Source organism: Peribacillus simplex, assembly GCF_900156045.1.
Taxonomy (GTDB): Bacteria; Bacillota; Bacilli; order Bacillales; family DSM-1321; genus Peribacillus; species Peribacillus simplex_D.
Genome location: NZ_FTMX01000001.1, coordinates 1,240,854 through 1,262,020, shown reverse-complemented (window position 1 = coordinate 1,262,020; position 21,167 = coordinate 1,240,854). Strand labels below are relative to the sequence as shown.

At 40.3% G+C, this 21,167-nt stretch carries 19 protein-coding genes; 4 read left to right on the top strand and 15 right to left on the bottom strand.

Annotated features, from left to right (window positions below; genetic code table 11):
* Window positions 1-85: 85 nt before the first annotated feature.
* On the bottom strand, window positions 86-703 hold the full coding sequence (locus BW986_RS06050; protein ID WP_076365992.1) for a YpjP family protein: 618 nt from the start codon (window positions 701-703) through the stop codon (window positions 86-88).
* Between the two features lie 438 nt (window positions 704-1,141).
* On the opposite strand from BW986_RS06050, the gene ggt reads away from it, so the two are divergent.
* Complete coding sequence (gene ggt / locus BW986_RS06045) at window positions 1,142-2,830, top strand: gamma-glutamyltransferase (RefSeq protein ID WP_260320742.1); 1,689 nt, start codon at window positions 1,142-1,144, stop codon at window positions 2,828-2,830.
* On the opposite strand, the gene BW986_RS06040 is transcribed toward ggt, so the two are convergent.
* From BW986_RS06040 to BW986_RS06000, 9 genes are all read right to left on the bottom strand, one after another.
* On the bottom strand, window positions 2,818-3,609 hold the full coding sequence (locus BW986_RS06040) for a class I SAM-dependent methyltransferase (protein WP_076365988.1): 792 nt from the start codon (window positions 3,607-3,609) through the stop codon (window positions 2,818-2,820). The genes ggt and BW986_RS06040 overlap by 13 nt on opposite strands.
* Window positions 3,610-3,676: 67 nt before the next feature.
* On the bottom strand, window positions 3,677-4,114 hold the full coding sequence (locus BW986_RS06035; protein ID WP_076365986.1) for a BrxA/BrxB family bacilliredoxin: 438 nt from the start codon (window positions 4,112-4,114) through the stop codon (window positions 3,677-3,679).
* A 171-nt stretch (window positions 4,115-4,285) separates the two neighbouring features.
* A complete protein-coding gene (ilvD, locus tag BW986_RS06030) occupies window positions 4,286-5,956 on the bottom strand; it encodes a dihydroxy-acid dehydratase (RefSeq protein ID WP_076366353.1) in 1,671 nt (556 codons plus the stop codon).
* A 308-nt stretch (window positions 5,957-6,264) separates the two neighbouring features.
* Window positions 6,265-7,401, bottom strand: a complete 1,137-nt coding sequence (locus BW986_RS06025) for a conserved virulence factor C family protein (protein WP_076365984.1) — start codon at window positions 7,399-7,401, stop codon at window positions 6,265-6,267.
* Window positions 7,402-7,531: 130 nt separating this feature from the next.
* Window positions 7,532-9,409 (bottom strand): ABC-F family ATP-binding cassette domain-containing protein, encoded by a 1,878-nt coding sequence (locus tag BW986_RS06020; RefSeq protein WP_076365982.1) that lies wholly within the window; start codon window positions 9,407-9,409, stop codon window positions 7,532-7,534.
* Window positions 9,406-10,050 (bottom strand): HD domain-containing protein, encoded by a 645-nt coding sequence (locus tag BW986_RS06015; protein WP_076365980.1) that lies wholly within the window; start codon window positions 10,048-10,050, stop codon window positions 9,406-9,408. Before BW986_RS06015 ends, BW986_RS06020 begins: the two co-directional genes overlap by 4 nt.
* A 53-nt stretch (window positions 10,051-10,103) precedes the next feature.
* Window positions 10,104-10,949, bottom strand: coding sequence for a DegV family protein (locus tag BW986_RS06010; protein ID WP_076365978.1), 846 nt, complete (start codon window positions 10,947-10,949; stop codon window positions 10,104-10,106).
* Between the two features lie 137 nt (window positions 10,950-11,086).
* On the bottom strand, window positions 11,087-11,563 hold the full coding sequence (locus BW986_RS06005; protein WP_076365976.1) for a glutathione peroxidase: 477 nt from the start codon (window positions 11,561-11,563) through the stop codon (window positions 11,087-11,089).
* Window positions 11,564-11,640: 77 nt separating this feature from the next.
* On the bottom strand, window positions 11,641-12,174 hold the full coding sequence (locus BW986_RS06000; protein WP_076365974.1) for a hypothetical protein: 534 nt from the start codon (window positions 12,172-12,174) through the stop codon (window positions 11,641-11,643).
* A gap of 168 nt (window positions 12,175-12,342) precedes the next feature.
* Here BW986_RS06000 and metA point away from each other — a divergent pair, with 168 nt between their 5' ends.
* Complete coding sequence (metA, locus tag BW986_RS05995; RefSeq protein ID WP_076365972.1) at window positions 12,343-13,251, top strand: homoserine O-acetyltransferase MetA; 909 nt, start codon at window positions 12,343-12,345, stop codon at window positions 13,249-13,251.
* Between the two features lie 106 nt (window positions 13,252-13,357).
* On the opposite strand, the gene BW986_RS05990 is transcribed toward metA, so the two are convergent.
* From BW986_RS05990 to BW986_RS05975, 4 genes are all read right to left on the bottom strand, one after another.
* A complete protein-coding gene (locus tag BW986_RS05990) occupies window positions 13,358-14,053 on the bottom strand; it encodes an AIM24 family protein (protein ID WP_076365970.1) in 696 nt (231 codons plus the stop codon).
* A complete protein-coding gene (locus BW986_RS05985; protein WP_076365968.1) occupies window positions 14,053-14,748 on the bottom strand; it encodes a class I SAM-dependent methyltransferase in 696 nt (231 codons plus the stop codon). Before BW986_RS05985 ends, BW986_RS05990 begins: the two co-directional genes overlap by 1 nt.
* 180 nt (window positions 14,749-14,928) lie before the next feature.
* Window positions 14,929-15,357 (bottom strand): transcriptional regulator MntR, encoded by a 429-nt coding sequence (mntR, locus tag BW986_RS05980; protein WP_063234342.1) that lies wholly within the window; start codon window positions 15,355-15,357, stop codon window positions 14,929-14,931.
* Between the two features lie 102 nt (window positions 15,358-15,459).
* Window positions 15,460-17,634 (bottom strand): DNA topoisomerase III, encoded by a 2,175-nt coding sequence (locus BW986_RS05975; RefSeq protein ID WP_076365966.1) that lies wholly within the window; start codon window positions 17,632-17,634, stop codon window positions 15,460-15,462.
* Window positions 17,635-18,210: 576 nt separating this feature from the next.
* Here BW986_RS05975 and BW986_RS05970 point away from each other — a divergent pair.
* On the top strand, window positions 18,211-18,828 hold the full coding sequence (locus BW986_RS05970; RefSeq protein ID WP_076365965.1) for a cell wall hydrolase: 618 nt from the start codon (window positions 18,211-18,213) through the stop codon (window positions 18,826-18,828).
* 473 nt (window positions 18,829-19,301) lie between these two features.
* On the opposite strand, the gene BW986_RS05965 is transcribed toward BW986_RS05970, so the two are convergent.
* Window positions 19,302-19,562: a polysaccharide deacetylase family protein gene (locus BW986_RS05965; protein ID WP_260320741.1), complete on the bottom strand. Its 261-nt coding sequence runs from the start codon at window positions 19,560-19,562 to the stop codon at window positions 19,302-19,304.
* A 207-nt stretch (window positions 19,563-19,769) separates the two neighbouring features.
* On the opposite strand from BW986_RS05965, the gene BW986_RS05960 reads away from it, so the two are divergent.
* The gene (locus BW986_RS05960; protein ID WP_076365964.1) at window positions 19,770-21,155 is read left to right on the top strand and encodes a cytochrome P450; all 1,386 of its coding nucleotides are present in this window, start codon (window positions 19,770-19,772) and stop codon (window positions 21,153-21,155) included.
* The last annotated feature ends 12 nt before the right edge of the window (window positions 21,156-21,167 follow it).

The following is a 21,167-nucleotide window of genomic DNA, read 5'->3' as shown; positions in this document are numbered from 1 at the left end:
ACAACGTATCATTTCGATGCTTATTAGAAATTCCTTTTCATTTCATCATACTCTTACAATTCAATAAAATCAACGAGACCAACCACTATGAGAGCCTTTGTTTACTCGTCCACTCTGGCGGCGTATTTTTATCCCAATATATTTTCCCGATATTATAATGCGTGGCAAATGAATCATGATAGGTATGATAGTGAAAATCGAACCAATACCCTTCCAGTGGAGGATTTTCCTGCCTGACATGGAATCTGATGATATCCTTGCCGCTAATTGAATCATAAATATGAAATATCTTCTCGGCCCTGCCTGCACTCGGCTGCTCAGTGATGGTTAATTGCTGTAATTTTTCATCTGGATATTGTGCAGCCATTTCTGTTATGGCTTCTTCCATTTTTGGTAATATGGCCATTTTGAACTCATCGCCAATTTTAGGATTGATCTTTTCGCCAAATTTCATAAATGCGTTTTCCTCTGCCTTATTCAGAATTCCCGATAAAAATTCTTCCCGGTTGAATTCTTCCTCCAGTTCAGTTGAATTCTGTGAAGGAAGATAGGCTAATCCTTCTTCTTCCACTAATCCCTTTTTAGTATCCTTTAACGAATCGGCTTCCGCTAGCCACGCCAGATCTGAAGGAGTGACAAGACCAAACGTCAAAACGGATACTAAAATGACAAGACTTTTCCTGAACCAAACCGCTGCTTTCAACTAACACTCCCCCTCCTTTTTTTGTATTGTCTTTATATTTAGTATACTTTTATTTTTTGGTAATTACGAATATATAGTTACCCATGTTTTGAAAATCAAAAAAAAGGATAAATACCTATATAAAGTTTATGAACCAGAACTTTTTTAGTAAATATCAACAAATTTACATTTTAATGAAGGATTTTGACGATTATTGGAGAAATTAATTAGATTCAAGTCTTTTTAAGGAGGGGTCGTATATGGCTTCGACTGCCATGGTGGCTTTATGTCTTGTAACATTGGCATTTTTCGTATATTTATCATTTGCTGATTAAGAATAAATGAATACCTACGAAAAATCTCCTTGTCATTTTTCTACAATGACAAGGTTTTCTTTTCAATCAAAACATAAGCCTAACCTTTTGGCAGATAAAAGGACTGAATAATGGAGGAATCATTTTGGAAAACAACAATGAAATCATTAAAGATAAGGATTACAAAAGGGAAACAGATAAAGGGAGCGCCGGAATGGTCGTTACAGCTCATCCCGTAGCCACTTCCATTGGGGAAAAAATATTACGTGAAGGTGGAAATGCTGTCGATGCGGCTGTTGCCATCCAATTTGCCCTAAATATTGTGGAACCCATGATGACTGGTATCGGCGGAAGTGGGTTCCTTATGGTATATAACGCTAAAGATAAAGAAACGAAAATATACGATGGCCATGTAAGGGCACCTAAAGCCGCTCATCGAGACATGTTTCTTGATGATAAAGGGGAAGTCATCCCATTTAAAGAAAGATCAATCAAAGCTACAGCGGTTGGGATTCCCGGAATACTGAAAGCTATGGATGAAGCACTCACCGAAAATGGAAGCAAGCCTTTAGCTGACCTCATCGAGCCATCCATAGAATTTGCTGAAAAAGGAGTTCCCGTCAATTGGGTACTTTGCGATGCGCTTAAAAATTTTGAATATCGATTGGGTGATGAAGCGCGTAAGTTCTTCATGCCAAACGGAAAAGCGTATCAAGATGGCGATCTGCTCATAAAAGAAAAACTGGCGAATACCTATCGGATATTACAGCGTGAAGGCATTTCCGCATTTTATGAAGGAGAAATCGGAGAGGGCATCATTTCCTGCATCAAGGAACTTGGAGGGTTCATGGAGCTTTCTGATTTAAAGGACTATAAAGCTACAATCGATGTACCCTTATATGGGACTTATAAGGATTATCTAATTGCATCATCGAATGCCCCAAGTGCTGGCGGATTCACGGTCATCCAAATCCTGAAAATATTGGAGAGCTTCCATATAGAACAATATGATGTCCGTTCTTGGGAAAAATATTATTTAATAGCAGAAGCGATGCGACTGGCATTCACAGATAAAAAGGCATTTCTCGCTGATCCTGAATTTGCCGAATTGCCATTGGCGGGTCTCATGCATGATGAGTATATCGCTAAACGCCGCTCATTCATTAATTTCAAAACAAGAAATAATGCCATTGACTTCGGAAACCCTTGGATTTATGATTCCGTGAAACAAAGGGAAGTCATTCCGCAGCCTAATGAAGAAGATATCAGTGAAACGACACACTTCACTGTCCGTGACAGATGGGGTAATATCGCAGCATGCACTTCTACAGTGGAACATCCATTCGGATCAGGGATCATGGTTTCCGATTATGGTTTCATGCTGAATAACGAACTGACTGATTTCGATTCCATTCCAGGCGGCATGAATGAAGTGCAGCCCAATAAACGCCCCGTCAGCTGTAAAAGCCCGACCATCATCTTTAAAGACGGCGAGCCGATCTTGACGCTAGGTTCACCTGGTGGACCGACCATCATCAGTTCAGTCGTACAAACGATCATTAATGTACTCGATTTAAAAATGGATTTGAAAGCAGCCATCGAGGAACCTAGAATTTTCACTCCAATGGGCCCTCATATTGAATGGGAGCCTGGAATGGATATGACTAGCAAAGGCCACTTGGAAGCGATGGGCTTCGCCTTTAATGATGTTCCCCACTCTATAGGGAATGTCCAAGCGATTCAAATCACCCCTGATGGCTCGAACTATGGTGCTGCCGATTCAAGCCGGGAAGGCTGTGCCATTGGTCTTGATGAAACAGATTATAAATCGTGATCACTGGATTGAATGAAGCCAAAATGGAATTTGGATGTTTTTCTCTTTATTACCTCAAATCCAAATTCCTCAAAGCGGGAGCTGCGAAAATGGTCTTTCAACACGACCCTCTTGCGTGCAACCCGCTTGGCTTCATTCACTATTTCCACAGATAACTCCTTACCTACCGCAAAATGAGTTAGTCCCCTGATTCCATTCGATTCCTGAATCGTATCTTCAAACATGGGATCGAAATATACGACATCAAAATGATTATCCGGCAATGTTTTCAAAATTTCGTAATGATCACCATGCATGACCTCAACTCTTCGCATCGCAGAAATCATCTTTTCCTCTGCATCCTCCCATGTCATCATCCCATGGTCTACGAGCAATGCCAAATATTGATTTCCTTCCAATGCGAGAACCTGTCCATGTTCACCCACTGCGAAACTCGCGACTATCGCATCCGAGCCCAAACCCATGGTACAATCAAGCACAGCGTTCCCTTCATTTATATCTCCGGCAATGAGAAATGGGTCACTTTCTCCGCGCATTATTCTTTTTATACGGATCATCGCTAGGTTCGGGTGAAAAAAGAATGGTTCTTTTTCCTGGTATCGATATAACTCCATCCGGTTTTTACCAAAAACAAGGCAATCATCTTCATTCTGTTCCGCTTGGATACCTCTGACCGATCTTTTTCTTCTGGCTATAAAGGGGATTTGTAATTCTTCAGCTAACCTTTTGGCTACTATCATCGTTTCTTTATCGGCTCTTCCTACTGTCGTGACAAACATGTATCCTACCCCTTCATACTCTCTAAAATTTGAAAAGAATGCCCTGTTTCCAGGACATTCCGCTTCATCACTTATTTACTTGACTGAACGCTGCCAATAAATTTTCCATGATAGCTTCCATTGGCTGTCCTTCTATATCATGGCGTGGAATGAAATGTACGACCTCTTTGCCATTTAAAAGAGCCATCGATGGTGAAGAAGGTTCTATTCCATCGAAATATTCCCGCATTTTTGCTGTCGCGTCCTTATCTTGGCCGGCAAATACAGTTACCAAATGATCTGGCTTATTGTCTGCTTGGAGTACCGCTTGAGTAGCAGCTGGACGGGCTAACCCGGCAGCACAGCCGCAAACTGAATTCACGACAACAAGTGTCGTACCTTCTACCGATTCCATAAAGCTTTCAACCGCTTCAGCGGATTCCAACTCATCAAAACCTGCTTGCACCAGTTCCGCCCTCATTGGTTTCACCATTTGTTTCATATATTTATCATATGCCATTGACATAAAAAAACCTCCTTGGTTACAATTCTTCAATTAGTATAATCATACTATATTCTTGAGCGCATATGCAAAAATGACGCTTAAAGCTTTGTAAAATTTCATTGTTCTTCACAAAGAAACATGGTGGCAGAATTCACTTTCATTCTGCCACCATGTTTTAGTCTGCCTTATAACTTAAACTTTCATCACGCCGCCTGAGCTGGCATTCGTTACAAGTTTGGAATAACGTGCCAAATAGCCTGTCCTGACTTTTGACTCGAAGCCTTTCCAATTGGCTTTGCGTTTTTCGAATTCTTCATCGGAAATTTCCAATTGGATTTTACGATTGTTCAAATCCAATTCGATGATATCTCCATCTTCAACAAAGGCAATCGGGCCTCCCTCAGCTGCTTCCGGGGAAATATGACCAATGCTGATGCCTCGGGATGCGCCTGAAAAGCGGCCATCTGTGATCAAACCGACTTTCGCTCCAAGTCCCCTCCCGACGATTTGGGAAGTGGGTGCCAACATTTCCGGCATACCCGGTCCGCCTTTAGGGCCTTCGTAACGAATGACCACTACATCCCCTTCTTTGACTTTTCCAGTAATGATCCCGGAAAGTGCATCTTCCTGGGAATCGAAACATATGGCAGGACCCCTGTGGTAGCCACCAACTGATGCGTCAACCGCCCCTACTTTTACGATGGAGCCTTGAGGAGCAAGATTACCAAATAATACCGCAAGCCCGCCACGCTCAGAATGCGGATTATCTAACGGATGGATCACATCCTTGTCCAATATTTCACAACCGGCAACATTTTCGCGGAGCGTTTTACCTGAGACAGATAGACAATCCCCATTAAAGGCACCTGGTTTTTTGAGTAACTCATTAATGACGGCACTTACACCACCGGCATTATGTACATCTTCAATATGATAATCGGATGCCGGTGCGATTTTCGCTAGATGCGGTACCCGGTTAGCTATTTCATTTATGCGTTCCATAGGGTATTCAAAACCTGCTTCATGTGCCAATGCAAGTGTATGAAGAACGGTGTTGGTCGAACCGCCCATCGCCATATCCAATGCAAATGCATTATCAATTGCATCAATCGTTACGATATCACGAGGTTTGATATCCTGTTTGATTATCTCCATCAATTGTTTAGCGGATTTCTTAACGAATTCCTTACGTTCTTCGGCTACCGCCAAAATCGTTCCATTTCCCGGAAGCGCCAGTCCTAAGCCTTCTGCCAGGCAGTTCATGGAGTTCGCCGTGAACATTCCTGAACAAGAACCGCAAGTAGGACAGGCAACTTGCTCGATTTCCTGCAAATCTTCTTCATTGATATTCCCTGCTTGATAAGCGCCCACACCTTCAAAAACGGATGTTAATGAAAGGGATTTACCGTTTTTGTCTTTACCTGCTTTCATAGGTCCGCCGCTTACGAATATTGTTGGAATATTGACACGAAGTGCTGCCATCATCATTCCCGGCGTTATCTTGTCACAGTTTGGAATGCAAACCATGCCGTCAAACCAATGTGCTGATACAACAGTTTCCACGGAATCCGCGATGATTTCACGACTTGGCAAAGAATAGCGCATACCAATATGACCCATTGCAATTCCATCGTCTACCCCAATCGTATTAAATTCGAAAGGAACACCGCCAGCTTCGCGAATCGCTTCCTTCACTATTTTTCCGAATTCCTGAAGGTGAACATGACCTGGAACGATATCGATGTATGAATTACAAACCGCGATGAACGGTTTGCCGAAATCTTCTTCTTTAACCCCTGCTGCCCGCAACAGACTTCTATGTGGAGCTCTATCGACCCCTTTTGTAATCATGTCACTTCTCATATTTGATGTAGACATTTGTTGTACCCCCAATTTCCACTAAATGTTTAATGATTCAGAATAATATAATTTTTAGTATACTCTAAAAATTCTAACACATTTACATACAAATGCAACCATTCTACACTAAATATCTACAAAAATCATTTTACTAAAATAATAGAGATCAAATTTATAGATTCGACCTAAGGGGAACTTATGTCAAACGACTGGAAATGAACAGCAAAAATAAAAAGGCATGCGGATTAAATCATCCGCATGCCTTTTGCCTGTAACCATTTTAGAATTCATTAAGTTATTCCCATAAAATCTCACTTGTCATTCGCTTGTCTTGATTCTGTCATTTGCTTCCAAACCGAACCTTTTGCTTCTTCCCCATTTTCTATACGGTCAATGGCCATCTTGACCTGCAGGGCCACTTCGAATTCAGGGTCCTGTTCCGCTTGCTTAAGGAAAGGGAGGGTCGTTTCATTTCCCGCTTCATATAAAAACATCGCCGCCCTCCATCTAACCAATTTATTTTTATCCGAAAGTGATTGAGACATTTCTCCCATCGCTTCTTCAAAGCCAAGATCGGATAAACAATCCCCAGCCGTACGTCTTACGGCTGCACTTTTATCTTTCAATGCTTTATACAAGCTCGGAAGCACTTTTCTATCTTCGATCATTCCCAAGTATACGACCGCGAGCCTTCGTATGGAGACCTTACTATCGGAAAGCGCCATGTCCAATACAGGTATATCATCAACCGTTGGATCTTCCATTTGTTCTAATGCCTGATAACGCTTTTCCCAGCTTTCGTCATTCAGCATTTCTTCAGTCAGTTTAATTTTTGGCCGTTTCAAAATCGCTTCCTTCGTATCCACCATTTCTTTTGCAGCCGCTACCAGCCGATTAATTCGTTCTTCCGGGTAAGCTGCAACCAACTCATCGGATACTTCCTTCACGATATCTTCCATATCACCATATCTTACGCCATAATCCTTCCATTTTCGAAGCAGGACTACATTGTCATCTTCTTTTTGGGCAGCGGAAATGCCCTTTATGAAATAATCCGGCAAGGCAAAACGTTTTTCTTGTTGGCTATCACTTGCTTTAATTTGCATCGGAATGCCCTTGAATTGTTGAATGGCAACAGTTACTTCACCGTAATGTTCATTTAATGCCGTTTGTTGATTTTGTTCTTCGGTTTTTTCCCCGAAAACCTGACGGATTTGGACCAAGATATCTTTCCAATCATATTTCGCATTTCGCTCTACGGCTAGGAAGTCCGCAACATGATATACCCCTTTCACTCCATCGATCGTAAATAAATCTCTAATCAGCCGGGGTGCTTGGTCAGCTTGATCTTTCTTATAATTATTGCTTTTACCTGCTAATAGCTCTTCAGTTAAATTGATTTTCATTGTATTCGGACTTGGTGTAGGTTCTATCGACTTAATTTTCAATGCATTTCTCTCCTTTAACAAGACGTTTCCATGTACTAGATATTATCACATCGGCAACAGATTCTCATGCAATTGAGATTGGCTAAAAAAAGACCGATCCAAGTTTGCTCCCTTGGACCGGTCATCCCGCTCATTCCTCTTCCAATTTTTCCGCTAAATACGTCCATCTTTCCATCAAATGGTCTAATTTATCCGTTAGTTCCTTTTCTTCTTCAAGCAGCAGGCGGACTTTTTCAAAATCGCTTCCTGCTGCTGCCATTTCTGATGTTATGTCTTTCAGGCGCAACTCGACCCGTTCCATGTTCCCTTCTATCTCTTCCCATTCCTTACTTTCCGCATAAGTTAGTTTTTTCTTTTTCTTTTCGGTCCGGTTCATCTGAGGTTCTGGTGCTTTTACTGGCACGGCCTCTTCTGTCTTTTCTTCCAAGAACTCTGAATAACTGCCGTAATAGAAGTCAATTTCAGCTTTATTCTTGAAAACAAGAAGCTGATGGCACGTCTTATCCAGGAAATACCTATCATGTGATACAGTTATGACTACACCTGAAAACGTTTCTAAATAATCCTCCAGAACGGTCAAGGTTTGCGTGTCCAAATCATTCGTCGGTTCATCCAAAAGCAGGACATTAGGTGCCGACATCAAAATGTTAAGAAGATATAAACGCCTTTTCTCCCCTCCGGAAAGCTTGCGAATAGGCGTCCCATGAGAGCCCATTGGAAACAAGAACCTTTCAAGCATCTGGGCAGCCGATATGAAACTACCATCTTTAAGGGCGATTGAATCCGCCGTTTCCCGAATATACTCGATCATGCGCAAATTCTCATCCATATCGACGCTTTCTTGCGTATAGTACCCTATTTTCACGGTTTGCCCTTTTTCCAGGTTTCCTTCATCTATAGATTCCCGTCCGGCAAGGATATTTAACAAGGTTGATTTTCCGCTGCCATTATTACCGACGATCCCAATTCGATCACCCGGTTTGAAGAGGAAGGAAAAATGGTTGATGATGGTTCGATTACCGAAGGATTTAGAAACATCCTGCATTTCGAGTACCTTTTTCCCAAGGCGGGCACCGCTTAATTCCATTTCCAGGTTCTCGGTTTTCTGCTTATCCTTTACACCTGATTCCAATGTTTCAAAGCGTTGAATCCTAGCCTTTTGTTTCGTTGTACGTGCCTTTGCACCTTTACGGATCCAGGCCAGTTCTTTTTTGAATAGACTTTCCTTTTTCGATCTTTCAGCCGATTCGTTCTCTTCACGAATGGCCTTTGATTCTAAATAATCAGCATAGTTTCCTTTGTATTCGAAAAGCTGAGTTTGGGCAATTTCCCAAATCTTATTGGACACGCGATCAAGGAAATATCGATCATGGGTCACAAATAAAACGGACTTTTGATATTTCCCCAAATATTCTTCAAGCCAAGTGATGCTTTCAAAATCAAGATGGTTCGTCGGCTCATCCAAAATCAGTAAATCAGGGGTCTCAATCAAGGTTTTTGCCAGGGCCGCACGTTTTTTTTGGCCACCTGACAGTTCACCCAATTTCCTCGAGTGATCAGGAAGACCAAGCTTGGTCAGTATCGTTCTCGCATTGGCGCTTGTATCCCAGGCACCTAGGGTGTCCATATCCTGTTGCTGCTTTAACAACCGGTCCTGAATTACGCTATTCTGTGGATCTACCTGGAGTTGAACGAGCGTTTTTTCATACTCCTTAATCAACGAAAATACAGGTGTTGAACTTTCATACATATATTCCATGATCGTCAATTTCTCATCAAAATGCGGATCTTGGGATAGATAGGAAATCGTGTAATCATTCGGATGATCCTTCGTTCCTAAATCACTGTCTTCCAAGCCTGCGATGATATTCAATAATGTCGATTTGCCGGTACCGTTTATACCGACGATCCCGATTTTTTCCCCTTCGGTGATGGAAAAAGAGACATCTTTAAAAAGCAGCTTTTCCCCTTGGGTTTTCATTACATGTTCCATGCTAAAAACTTTCATAATCGTACATCCCATTCCTTATTAAATTCCTTTAAAAATCCAACCATATATTCATGCCTATCACTTGCAATCTTCTTGGCTGTACAAGTATTGAGCATATCTTGCAAACGCAATAACTTTTCATGAAAGTGATGAATGGATGAGCTTTTGCCATTCCTGTATTCCTTCTTGGTCATGTTTTCCCTTATGGGCAATGAAGGATCATACATAAGTTGTCCCTTTTTTCCGCCAAATGCAAATGTCCTGGCTATGCCAATGGCACCAATTGCATCCAGGCGGTCCGCATCCTGAACAATTTCAGCCTCGATCGAAGGAAGCTTCAACTGCCCTGCACTATATGAAATTGTATTGATGATCTGTTTGATGGCATCAACACTATCAATATCCAACTTTATTTCATCAAACCAAACGTCAAGCTTTTTCCAGCCTTCATCGGCTTCCTGGTTTAGTTTATCATCCGGGATATCATGAAGCAGAGCTGCCAATTCAATGATAAACTCATTTCCTTTTCGTTCTTCTTTTGCAATATGTAAAGCCAGCTTACGAACACGATCGATATGGAACCAATCATGGCCGCTGGCATCTGAATTCAATTGGTCATATACATACTTCTCCGTCAATTCAATCATCGTTTGTTTCATTTCACCACTCCATGTCCCTTCTATTTTACCATGGTTCTCAAAAATGGTGTGCTTTAATCTTCATTGAACCAACTGAGCCCAATCGTCTGTTCACCGGTATGCACCCCGATGGCACTGCCCAGTGGGGATACATGGATCGACACATGAGGAAATTCGTCGGTAATCATCTTTTTCCATCTTTGTGCCTGCTCCGCCACTGCACCATATAATATGGTGCATTCTTTTACTTTTCCCGTTTCGACTGATCTGCGAAAATCAGTGAAGATCTGTTTTTCCGCTTTTTTAAGGTTCCGGGGTTTAGATTTAGTATGAAGCATACCGTTTTCGATTGATATGATGGGTTTAAAGCTCAATAGGCTTCCTAGAATATACTGTGCGTTCGTTAACCTGCCGCTGCGATGCAGCTGATCTAAAGAACCTATTAATACATAGGTCTCATGGTTATCCGCATACATTCTCGTTTTGACGAAAGCCTCATTGATGGAATCGCCATTATCAATATAATGCATGAGCCTTTTCAAGATTAATAGCATCGGAAAGGAGATAAGTAAAGTATCAAAAACATCAACAGGGATCGAAACCATTTGTGCAGCTTGCCTGCTCGCGGAAACGGTCCCGCTCAATTCACTTGAAAGATGTACGGCTATGATTCGATCATAGCGTTTTTCAAGCTCCTTATATAACTCTTGGAATCTGCCGACCGAGGGCTGTGATGTAGTGGCGGTGATTTTTTCCTCACTCATCCGCCGGTATAATTCCTCAGGTAATAGGTCGACACCATCTTCATATTCCTTCCCATCAATAATGACGACCATCGGAACGACGTATACATGTTCATTCAATGATAATTCTTCGTCCAAAGTTCCCGTACTATCCGTTACCCATGCAATTCGTTCCATGGTTTCCCCCCTCATTTGTGTCTTCCATTATATTCAGCATCCCAACCATCTGTCCCCATTTAAATACGGATGCATATAAATATCTTACCTCAAAAAAAGAGCCCAACTAGAGCTTCCGTTGGACTCAATATCATTTTTCATAATAATTTTTTTATATCCTCTTCCATTTCCAAAGGTTTTGTTTTAGGTGCATACCGGCTCACTATATTTCCATTACGATCAATCAAGAACTTTGTAAAATTCCATTTTATCGATTTGGACCCCATCACTCCAGGAGCATTTTCAGTCAGATAGCTGAATAAGGGATGGGCTTCCTTGCCATTGACATTCACTTTTGCAAACATCGGGAATGTTATGCCATGATTCAATTTGCAGTATGAATCGATTTCCAGATCATCACCAGGCTCCTGATTCAAAAACTGATTACAAGGAAAACCAAGCACGACAACCCCATCCTCTTTATATTGCACATACAGGCTTTGCAAATCATCATACTGTGGCGAAAAACCGCATTTGCTTGCGGTATTCACTATAATCATCACTTTCCCTCTATATTCATCAAGCGAGATGGTTTCGCCATTGATTTTATTGACTTCAAATTCGTAAATGGACATGTATGATCTCTCCCTTTAGTATGATGATTCATTTTACCGTATTTAAAGGTAGGTTTTCCAACTTTTATCCTTTCCTATCATCCCTGAATCTTAACTGCTTGTATAGATTGAATCAAATACTCTACCATGTCTTCCAAATCATCCATTTGCTCTTCTTTTACAAGCCTCCCAAATGAAACTTTATATATAGAAGAAGTGACGTGTTGCAATTTTTTACTGACCGTATCGCTGGTCGTCACTGTAATGATTCTCTGATCTCCCCAAATTCTTTCCAGGTCATTCAACAATTGTTCAGCACTCGCTTCATCGAGCTTTTTGGGAAAAGTAATGAAAATATCGACCGTGCAGCCCGAATGCGTATCATCAATAGCTGCATCAAGTAACTCCGAACTTAGGTTCTTGAGTGAAGCCCGTAACTCAATGGCACCACTAATCGAAATAGATGCGATTGGCTTTTTCAATTCCATCTCGATCTTATATGATCTGGACATAGTCGAGAGATTCACTATATCATCACGCTTTGTGACCAATATATCTCCAATGAAGTCACGATCGTAAACCGCTCCTTCCAATACCACTTTCATGTTCTCAAATGCTGTAGGATCAAACAATCTCCAAACACCTCTCCAACTTCATAGTTTATGTATTCATGATCTTCCCATTTTACCATTCCCAAGCCATTTCCTTCGCGATTTACAAGAAATTATTAAAATAGCTTTTCTATTCAATAATTTTCTATATAATTAAAATATTATGATTTTTGAAGAAGGAGGCTAATCATGCCAATCAGAATTCCGGAACAACTGCCAGCAAGGGAAATTTTAGAACAGGAAAATATCTTCGTAATGGATGAGGAAAGAGCTACCAATCAGGAAATCCGTCCATTGAATATATTAATTTTAAACCTAATGCCAGAGAAAGAAAAAACGGAGGCCCAGTTACTGCGCTTTCTTGGCAATACTCCGATTCAAGTAAATATATCATTCCTGCGCTTGAGCACACATGAATCAAAAAACACAAGTAAATTTCATTTAGATCAATTTTACAAATCATTTAATGATATCCGCACGAAGAAATATGACGGCTTGATCATTACAGGCGCTCCAGTAGAAAAGCTGGAATTTTCAGATGTTAATTATTGGGAAGAACTGCAGAGTATCATGAACTGGTCAAGCGAAAATGTCACATCCACCCTACATATTTGTTGGGGGGCACAAGCTGCCCTATACCATCATTATGGAATAGGTAAATACGAACTTCCAGAGAAATGCTTCGGGATATACACCCATGAGGTCCTTGAACCGAATGAAAATCTAGTCCGGGGATTCGATGATTATTTTATGGCCCCTCATTCCCGCCATACGGATATTGACTATCAAAAATTAATTACCCATCCGGAACTGAAGATTCTCGCACAGTCCGATCAAGCTGGTGTATTGATTGCTGCTTCGGTTGATGGAAAAAGAATTATGGTTACCGGCCATTTCGAGTATGATGCCGATACCCTTGGTGAAGAATACAAGCGCGATAGGGAGCGTGGAATCAATACGCAACTTCCTGAAAATTACTTTCCTGATAACGATCCGACCAAGGTACCTCTTCACCGCTGGAAGAGCCATTGCAGCCTGATGTTCTCGAATTGGCTGAACTATTATGTCTACCAATCAACCCCATATGAGTGGGATTGAAAGGGTAAGAAAAAAGAAGCTTTCACTTTTAAGTGAATCGTTTTTTGGGCAGCCACTTCCGATTATGATGGGAAACAACCTGAGTTTCTGACTCAGGTTGTTTGTTTCATGATTCCTTATTACCGAAATAAACCTCTTCAAAAGGTTGGACGACCACAAATCCTTGACCTTCGAATTTCATTTGAACGGATTCGCCGCTTCCCCTTCCAAAAAACGACTTCAGTGAAACATCCGTCACGAATTCAGGCTGCAATTCCCCTGACCAAGCCACTGTGGCATTCGGGTCCGTATAGACCGGATTCCCATGTTCCACCATTAAAGTAAGCGGCTCATAATGGGAAGTGAATGCGACCATGCCTCTCCCCTCGAGCCTTATGTTGAACAATCCCCCCGCCAATAACCCGGCAATGCGCCGCATCATTTTTATATCCCATTGAATCCCCGGCTCAAATGCAAGTAAATCATTTCCGTTAACACAGATCGATTCCCCATTTAATTGTAAAATGGAAATCTTCTTTCCTTGATCCGCGACGTATAGCTTGCCGCTACCAGTCGCTTTCATCAAAGATGCACCCTCACCTGTCAAAGCCTTTTTGAAGACCTTACCAAGACCATGCTCCAAGATACCTTCCCGTTCGAATTTAATATGTCCGCGATAAGAAATCATCGTCCCCATTTTTGCCCAGATTTGCTGTTCCAAATTAATCTCCAGAATTCGTTCGGTTTCAAGTTCGAATAAACCTTGCCCTTTATCCTGCTGTTTCGTCTTTTCAACGAATTGATCGATTTGATACTTCTCCATCACTGCACCACCTCTTTTTGAAGGAGGAAAAGCCACATGAACGATACAGCTTGCTTTAATTCCTTTGAAAAATGCCCCAGTTTTGTATAGTCCACCCCTCTCTTTGCAACGCCGGTATCAGCCACTGCCTTCCATCCGGTTTCTAAAGCCATTTTTTCAAATTCCCAAGGCTGCATTGTATTCATGATGACTTTATCTCCTAATAACCGTTGAAAACTGAATTTTTTTCGCGGTTCAGCTGTTGGACCAAGTATTCCAAAACAGGCATAACCGCCAGGCTTTATTACCCGCTGAATTTCCTTCATCACCGTTAATGGTTCACCCGTATATTCCAAAGAATTAATGACCATTGACGCATCCATTTCTTCATCTTTGAATGGAAGATTATAAAAATCTCCTTGCAGGAAAGAAAGTTCTGATTGTTGAGCGGTTTTTCCCTTTGCAAATTCGATCATCACATTGGATAAATCAACTCCGGTTACTTCAAATCCCGCTTCGGCCAATTTCAATGAACCAACTCCATCTCCACAGCCAATGTCAGCCACCTTCACTCCCGAAGGTACATATTCAGAAAAGAAAGGAATAATGTTTTTCCGGCTCCCCGTTTCCCACATTTCTTGCGAATTCTTCGCCCACATCGGTGCAAAAACATCCCATTCCTTTTTCGATTCTTTATGCCATGTATGTAAATTCATCAGAAAATCCCCCTCCTAACTAGGCAAGTTCCTACTATATTAAAAATACTCAGTTTCCCGAATCAAAATATCCAGGCTTCTTTATAGCTATTCTGCTCAAAATTAAAAAATCCTCTTTTACAACTTCGTTCAGGAATACAGATAATTTTCAAAAACATAAAAAAAACTGCCAGCGGCAGCTTATTTTGAATTTTCTTCATTTCTTTTTTGTATCTTTCGTAAATCCTCGACACGGTCAGGAGATTCTTCAAAGAATTCAACCAGGTCTCCAATCCTATCGATGGCATTCCAACTAAGGTGGTGTTCGATCCCCTCTACATCATGATAAATATTTTCTTCCTTGACCCCAATCAACCTTAGCATCTGTTCTAAAAGTTCATGGCGGTAAACGAGCCTTTTACCAACTTTTTTCCCATTTGCAGTTAAAACGAGACCCCTGTACTTTTCATATATCAAATATTTTTCTTGATCAAGTTTTTGAACCATTTTTGTAACAGAAGAAGGGTGGACGGAAAGATTTTCGGCAATATCGGAAACTCTTGCATATCCTTTTTCTTCAATAAGTAAATAAATTTGTTCTATGTAATCCTCCATGCTCGGTGTAGGCATTCGGAATCCTCCCATTCAAACGCATATCTAAAAATTTTACTATATAAACGACCCTGAAACAAGATGATATAAGTCTCAGGGCGCCTTTAATGATGTTTCTTCTCAAGTTTGCTTGACGTTTTGTTCTGTTGGGAATGTAAAACTGATCTTCTTTTCAGAGTCGGACCAAGATAAAATGGCATCAAAGGTCTTTTCCCCTTTTTTAAAACCGCTTATCAAATCCGTTTCACCGCTCGCCAACAGCTTTTTTATATTTGCTTGACTGATTTTCTTATTAAGGATTTTTTTGGAGATTGTGAAGTTACACTTTGTTTTTTGATAACTTACACATCCATAGAATTCCCCTTTATCGACAATCTTAGAACCGCATAGTTTACAGCTGCCCACAGATGATGAACTTCTCTTTTTAGGGCCGCTCCGTTGAATCGACTCGGTGTCCAGCCCTTGAAAATCCCAGCTTTCCGATGATTCCACGGCATCACTGATTATTTTTGCTGACATCTTTTTAACAGCTTCCATAAATCCGCCAGCTGAAGCCTTCCCTTCACCAATTTCCCTTAAACGCTGTTCCCATTTGGCTGTCATCTCGGGTGAAGCCAGGATTTTCTCCCCAATTGCGGTAATCAGCACTTTCCCTTTATCAGTCGCAAACACCTGGTTTTTTTTGACATTGATGTATTTACGGTCTTTCAGCATGGTAATGATGCCCGCCCGAGTTGCTTCGGTTCCAAGACCCTCGGTTTTCATCAGCACCTTTTCTAACTCTTCATTATCCAGATGCTTTCCGGCAGTTTTCATCAACATGATCAGCTGACCTTCTGTATAGCGCTTGGGAGGCTGGGTTTTTCCTTCTTTCACCTTTATATTGGCGACCTTTCCAGAATCCCCTTTTGAGACGGACGGCAAAATGATATCATCATCATCCTTGTCATTTTGGAAAATCACTTTGCGCCATCCCTCTTGAATCTGCTGCTTTCCTTTAGAAATGAATTCGGCACGCTTATCGACAAGCGTTTTAATGGTGGTGTAATCGAAAATGGCTTTCTCATAATGGGCCGCAATCAAGCGGCGTACCACCAAGTCATAAATATTCCGTTCTTCAGCGGAAAGCCGCTTTGGATCAGTAACCTGCTCCGTCGGGATGATTGCATAGTGATCAGTCACTTTCTTTTCATTTACAAACCGTTTATTATTCATGATGTTCGGTTGTGGCAAGGGAAACAGGGATTCATATTCCGAAAATCCGCTTAGTTTTTGCAAAATATCGGGAAATGTTTCAGCTTCCCCCTCCGTCACATAATTGGAATCTGAACGTGGATAAGAAACGATCCCTTTTTGATATAAACTTTGTACTATATCAAGCGTCTGTTTCGGTGAATATTTATAAATCTTGTTCACTGTCGCTTGCAATGACGAGAGATTAAATAACAAAGGCGGCTGAAATTCTTTCCTTTCTGTATCCATTTCAGCTATTTCAGCTTCCTTACCCTTGCAAAAAGCGGCAATTTTATCAGCCAATTCTTTTGTCTTGATTCTCGGATCATTGTTCTGCTGCCATTTTCCCTTATATTTCTTTCCATCCATATTGAAGTCAGCGAACACTTCCCAGAACGGTTCAGACTTGAATTGCTCAATTTCCATTTCCCGCTTCACAATCAAGGCGAGTGTCGGTGTCTGAACCCTTCCAGCTGAAAACACATCCGAAACGCCCCTTTGTTTCAATAAAATACTATACGCTCTCGACGCATTCATTCCCACAACCCAGTCCGCACAAGCTCTCGTATATGCTTCATAATAGAGCGGCCTGGTTTTTTCCTCGCTCTTCAGATTTTGGAATCCCTCATAAATCGCTTTTGGGGTCAAAGAGGAAATCCATAATCGTTTCATCGGTTTATTGACATTGCATAGATTAACGATGTTGCGTACAATCAATTCTCCTTCACGCCCGGCATCACCTGCATGAATGATTTCATCGACTTCCTGTTTCCTGAGCAAAGTCTTCACAACATTGAATTGCTTTGCCTTTTGTCGGGTCACTTCATATTGAAATTTCTCAGGAATCATCGGCAACGTTTCCATCGACCATTTTTTCCATTTTGAATGATAGGTTTCCGGCGAAACGAGTTGACATAAATGCCCGACGGCCCAAGTTACATAGGCTCCATCGGGAAAAAGTTCATTCGGCATGATTTCTATATAGCCTTGCTGTTTCTTCGTTTTAAATTGAGCCGCAAGCGTTGAACCTTGATCTGGTTTCTCCGCAATGATTAGCTTCATGTTCATCTTCACCTAATCCGTTAAAAAATATCTTCCCCTATCATTATACCTTAATTATCACAATCGGCTAGATATGACTTCGTTTTTACTGAACTGATGGTAGAAAGCATGAAATGTTGGCTTTACTGTTGCTAAGATAGGGGATTTCAGGCTGGATGATAAAAGCAGTCGAATTGGCAGTTTAATTTGCAAAAAAAAAGCTTCATTAATTGATGTCCAAAATAGTTTCGGAGGAATTGAACTATATACAAAACAACAAATACAATGTTAAATGTTCCTTTTCTTGTCTTCCGTTGGTTGGATGAAGGTGAGGAAATAATTTTTTTTTGATTGCAACACAGTTAATTATGAATCCTAACAGCCCCTTTTATAATAAAGGAACGTTAATTGGCAAAAGAACTAAAGAAAAACATATTACTTTACAAAATGTATATAACTTTCTTTTGTTATTCCAAATTCGTCTGAAAATCTCTTCAGTTTTTGGTTTAAAATAGGAATAATGTAAGATAAATCTATTTTTCTTGTATGATAAAGTAGAATAGTAGGAAAATGAATCGAAGGATGTGGTATTATTTTATGTTAAATGTAAAAAAAATGTCGTTTCTTGTTTTTATTTGTTTCTTGTTTTTTATACCAAATTCAATCTTTGCGCAAGAAATTTTACACAATGGAAGTCAAGGACAAGCAGTTTATGACTTACAAGAAAATTTAAAGAAAATGGGTTACTTTAACAGTCAACCAACAGGGTATTATGGTTCAATTACTGATCATGCAGTTAAACAACTTCAACAAGATTCTGGAATATTACCAGATGGAGTTTTTGGATTCCAAACACAACAAAAATTAAATAGTATTGAAATGATGGCCAGGGTAGTTTATGGAGAAGCTCGAGGAGAAACTTATGAAGGAAAAGTAGCTGTCGCTGCAGTAATTTTGAACCGAATGTCAACGCCAGGTTTTCCTAAAAATACTTACGATGTTATTTTCCAGACAAATGCTTTTACAGCTGTACATGATGGGCAATATTATTTGACCCCAAATAGCTATTCTTATCGAGCTGTTATTGATGCCTTACAAGGTTGGGATCCTACTCATGGTTCGGTTTATTATTATAATCCGTTCTTGGCAACAGATGAATGGATTTTCACAAGGAAAACAGTCATTAGAATAGGCAACCACTTATTTGCAAAGTAAAACTAATCTACATACATATTGAGGAATGATATTTTTATAGTTTCGTATTATAAATATCCATTAACTATGTCGTGTGGTATAAAAGGTCGGGCAGTATTTGCCCGACCTTTTTGGTGGCACCGCCATAAGAAAAAACTGCCTTAAAGACAGCTCCGATCTTCAGCTAACGCACCCGCTAGTAAAAGAGTGAAAGTACCTTTCATTCTAAATACTTTCACACCTAACTCAGATTTAAGTTCTAGCATTGCTTTTTTTAAATAAAAGCTATTGCTTGCTTGTTACTTGGTGACACACGAAGGTTGTATTCATCAACTCCATTGTTTTTAAAGAACTTCAATCATAAATCACCCAATTAGTTCAATATCTATCTCCTTAAACTTTTGATTTATATATGATGTTTTCCTTATTTTCCGTACCCATTTGTTTATAAACAATATTAAGTACTTTTCCCTTGGTTCCAAAAGAAAAAGCGATTACCTGGTATAGAAACCGCCTTCAACTATCTTTGCAAAGTCATCAAGAGTAGTTGAATACTTGATATAAATTCGTGGTAAAAGATAAAGTTCGTCTTTAATGCCCTTCTCAGAAAATAGTTCAGGAGTTGTCGTAAGTCCAAATAAATAATATTTCTTCGTTTCTTCTACGACTTTGTCATTGAAATTCCCGTATGGATACGCAAGAGCATTAACTGGTTTGCCTGTTATTTTTTGAAATTTTAAGTAAGTTAGTTCCATACATACCTGCTTTCATTAGTAAAAGAAAGTGTCAACCAGGGATGGGTGCCTTTACAATTTCATAAACACTTTGAATTCAAATTGATTAACTATCTTTAAAAAATATTGTATTTGTTGGTCTTCTTATTAACAACTTGTCCAAACCAATCAATACTTTCCTCATAGAATGAATACAAGTATTTATACCGAAATGGAGGAAACAAACCAGTGAGTGACAGAGATTTTTCAAATGATTCTCCAGGCCCAAAAGGAAAATTAATTACTGGACATTCAAAGGAGTTTATTTCAGATACACTTGGCTTTCTTACCCGTTTAGCAAATGAATATGGAGAAGTTGCTAAAATTCGTTTTGGACCTTTCCATAATGTTTACCTTATTTCAAATTCAGATTTAATTAAGCAGGTACTTGTAACAAAACACAAATCCTTCTTGAAATCAAAGGACTTCTCTGCTTTAAAACCAGTACTCGGAGAAGGCCTAATTACAAGTGAAAAAGAATATCACATGCGCCAAAGAAGGCTTATTCAACCCTCATTCAAAAAGTCTCATATTAGCAATTATGGTCAGGATATGATTGATATAACAATGGACTATATTTCCACTTGGAAAAACAGAGAAGAAAGGATCATTACGGAGGATATGATGAGCCTTACACTGAGTATTATCAGCAAGACCATGTTCAGCATGAGACTCAAAGAGGGATATGGCATGCTCGGGGAACCTATAGAAGCCTTCATGAGAATTGCCGTTAAAAGAATGCGAACACTTCAAATGCCACTATGGGTTCCAACTAAAAACAACCGTGAATATAAAATTGCGAAACAGAGACTTGATAAGGTGATTTATAGCGTTATTGAAAAACGCAGAACAGAGGCAGAGAGACATGAGGATATGCTTGGGATTCTAATGGATGCTCGAGATGATGAGGATGGCTTAGCTATGACAGACAAGCAGTTACGTGATGAGTTAATGACCATTTTCCTTGCCGGTCACGAAACAACAGCAAACGCGCTTTCCTGGACCTTATACTTGCTTTCCCAACACCCTGATGTGGAAACTAAACTTTTCAATGAAATAGATAGTGTAATCGGCAACCGTAATCTAACACCTGGCGATTTTATGAAATTAACATACACACAAAATGTTATCTATGAATCAATGCGCATATACCCACCTGTCTATGTCATACAACGGGAAGTGGCGGAGGATGTGGTAATTGGAGGGTATCTTTTTAAAAAAGGCGATATGATCCTGTTAAGTCAGTATGTGATGCACCACAAGCCTGAGTATTTTGATAATCCAGATTCCTTTAAACCTGAGCGATTTGAAAACAATTTTATGAAAACCCTACCTCCGTTAGCTTACTTTCCATTTGGCGGAGGTCCGAGAGTTTGTATCGGTAATCATTTTGCAGTGATGGAAGCTGTGCTTGTCCTAGCATGCATTGCTCAACGATATCGGATAAGGCTGGCGCCTGACCATCATGAAGTAAAGCCACTTCCGTCTATTACACTCAGACCGAAGCGTGGATTGCGTATGGTAGTCGAAGAGAGAAATATAGGAGGTATCCAACCAGAAGCTTCTGAAATTTAAAGGAATTAATGA

Excerpts from the sequence above, each read along its gene's own strand:
- ilvD (WP_076366353.1), bottom strand. The coding sequence starts at position 5,956 with ATGAGAAGTGACATGATTACAAAAGGGGTCGATAGAGCTCCACATAGA.
- BW986_RS06040 (WP_076365988.1), bottom strand. The coding sequence starts at position 3,609 with ATGTTTGTCACGACAGTAGGAAGAGCCGATAAAGAAACGATGATAGTA.
- BW986_RS05985 (WP_076365968.1), bottom strand. The coding sequence starts at position 14,748 with ATGAATTTACATACATGGCATAAAGAATCGAAAAAGGAATGGGATGTT.
- BW986_RS05990 (WP_076365970.1), bottom strand. The coding sequence starts at position 14,053 with ATGGAGAAGTATCAAATCGATCAATTCGTTGAAAAGACGAAACAGCAG.
- BW986_RS05970 (WP_076365965.1), top strand. The coding sequence starts at position 18,211 with ATGTTAAATGTAAAAAAAATGTCGTTTCTTGTTTTTATTTGTTTCTTG.
- BW986_RS05975 (WP_076365966.1), bottom strand. The coding sequence starts at position 17,634 with ATGAAGCTAATCATTGCGGAGAAACCAGATCAAGGTTCAACGCTTGCG.
- BW986_RS06020 (WP_076365982.1), bottom strand. The coding sequence starts at position 9,409 with ATGAAAGTTTTTAGCATGGAACATGTAATGAAAACCCAAGGGGAAAAG.
- BW986_RS06015 (WP_076365980.1), bottom strand. The coding sequence starts at position 10,050 with ATGAAACAAACGATGATTGAATTGACGGAGAAGTATGTATATGACCAA.
- BW986_RS05965 (WP_260320741.1), bottom strand. The coding sequence starts at position 19,562 with ATGGAACTAACTTACTTAAAATTTCAAAAAATAACAGGCAAACCAGTT.
- BW986_RS06035 (WP_076365986.1), bottom strand. The coding sequence starts at position 4,114 with ATGTCAATGGCATATGATAAATATATGAAACAAATGGTGAAACCAATG.
- BW986_RS06010 (WP_076365978.1), bottom strand. The coding sequence starts at position 10,949 with ATGGAACGAATTGCATGGGTAACGGATAGTACGGGAACTTTGGACGAA.
- mntR (WP_063234342.1), bottom strand. The coding sequence starts at position 15,357 with ATGCCTACACCGAGCATGGAGGATTACATAGAACAAATTTATTTACTT.
- BW986_RS06005 (WP_076365976.1), bottom strand. The coding sequence starts at position 11,563 with ATGTCCATTTACGAATTTGAAGTCAATAAAATCAATGGCGAAACCATC.
- metA (WP_076365972.1), top strand. The coding sequence starts at position 12,343 with ATGCCAATCAGAATTCCGGAACAACTGCCAGCAAGGGAAATTTTAGAA.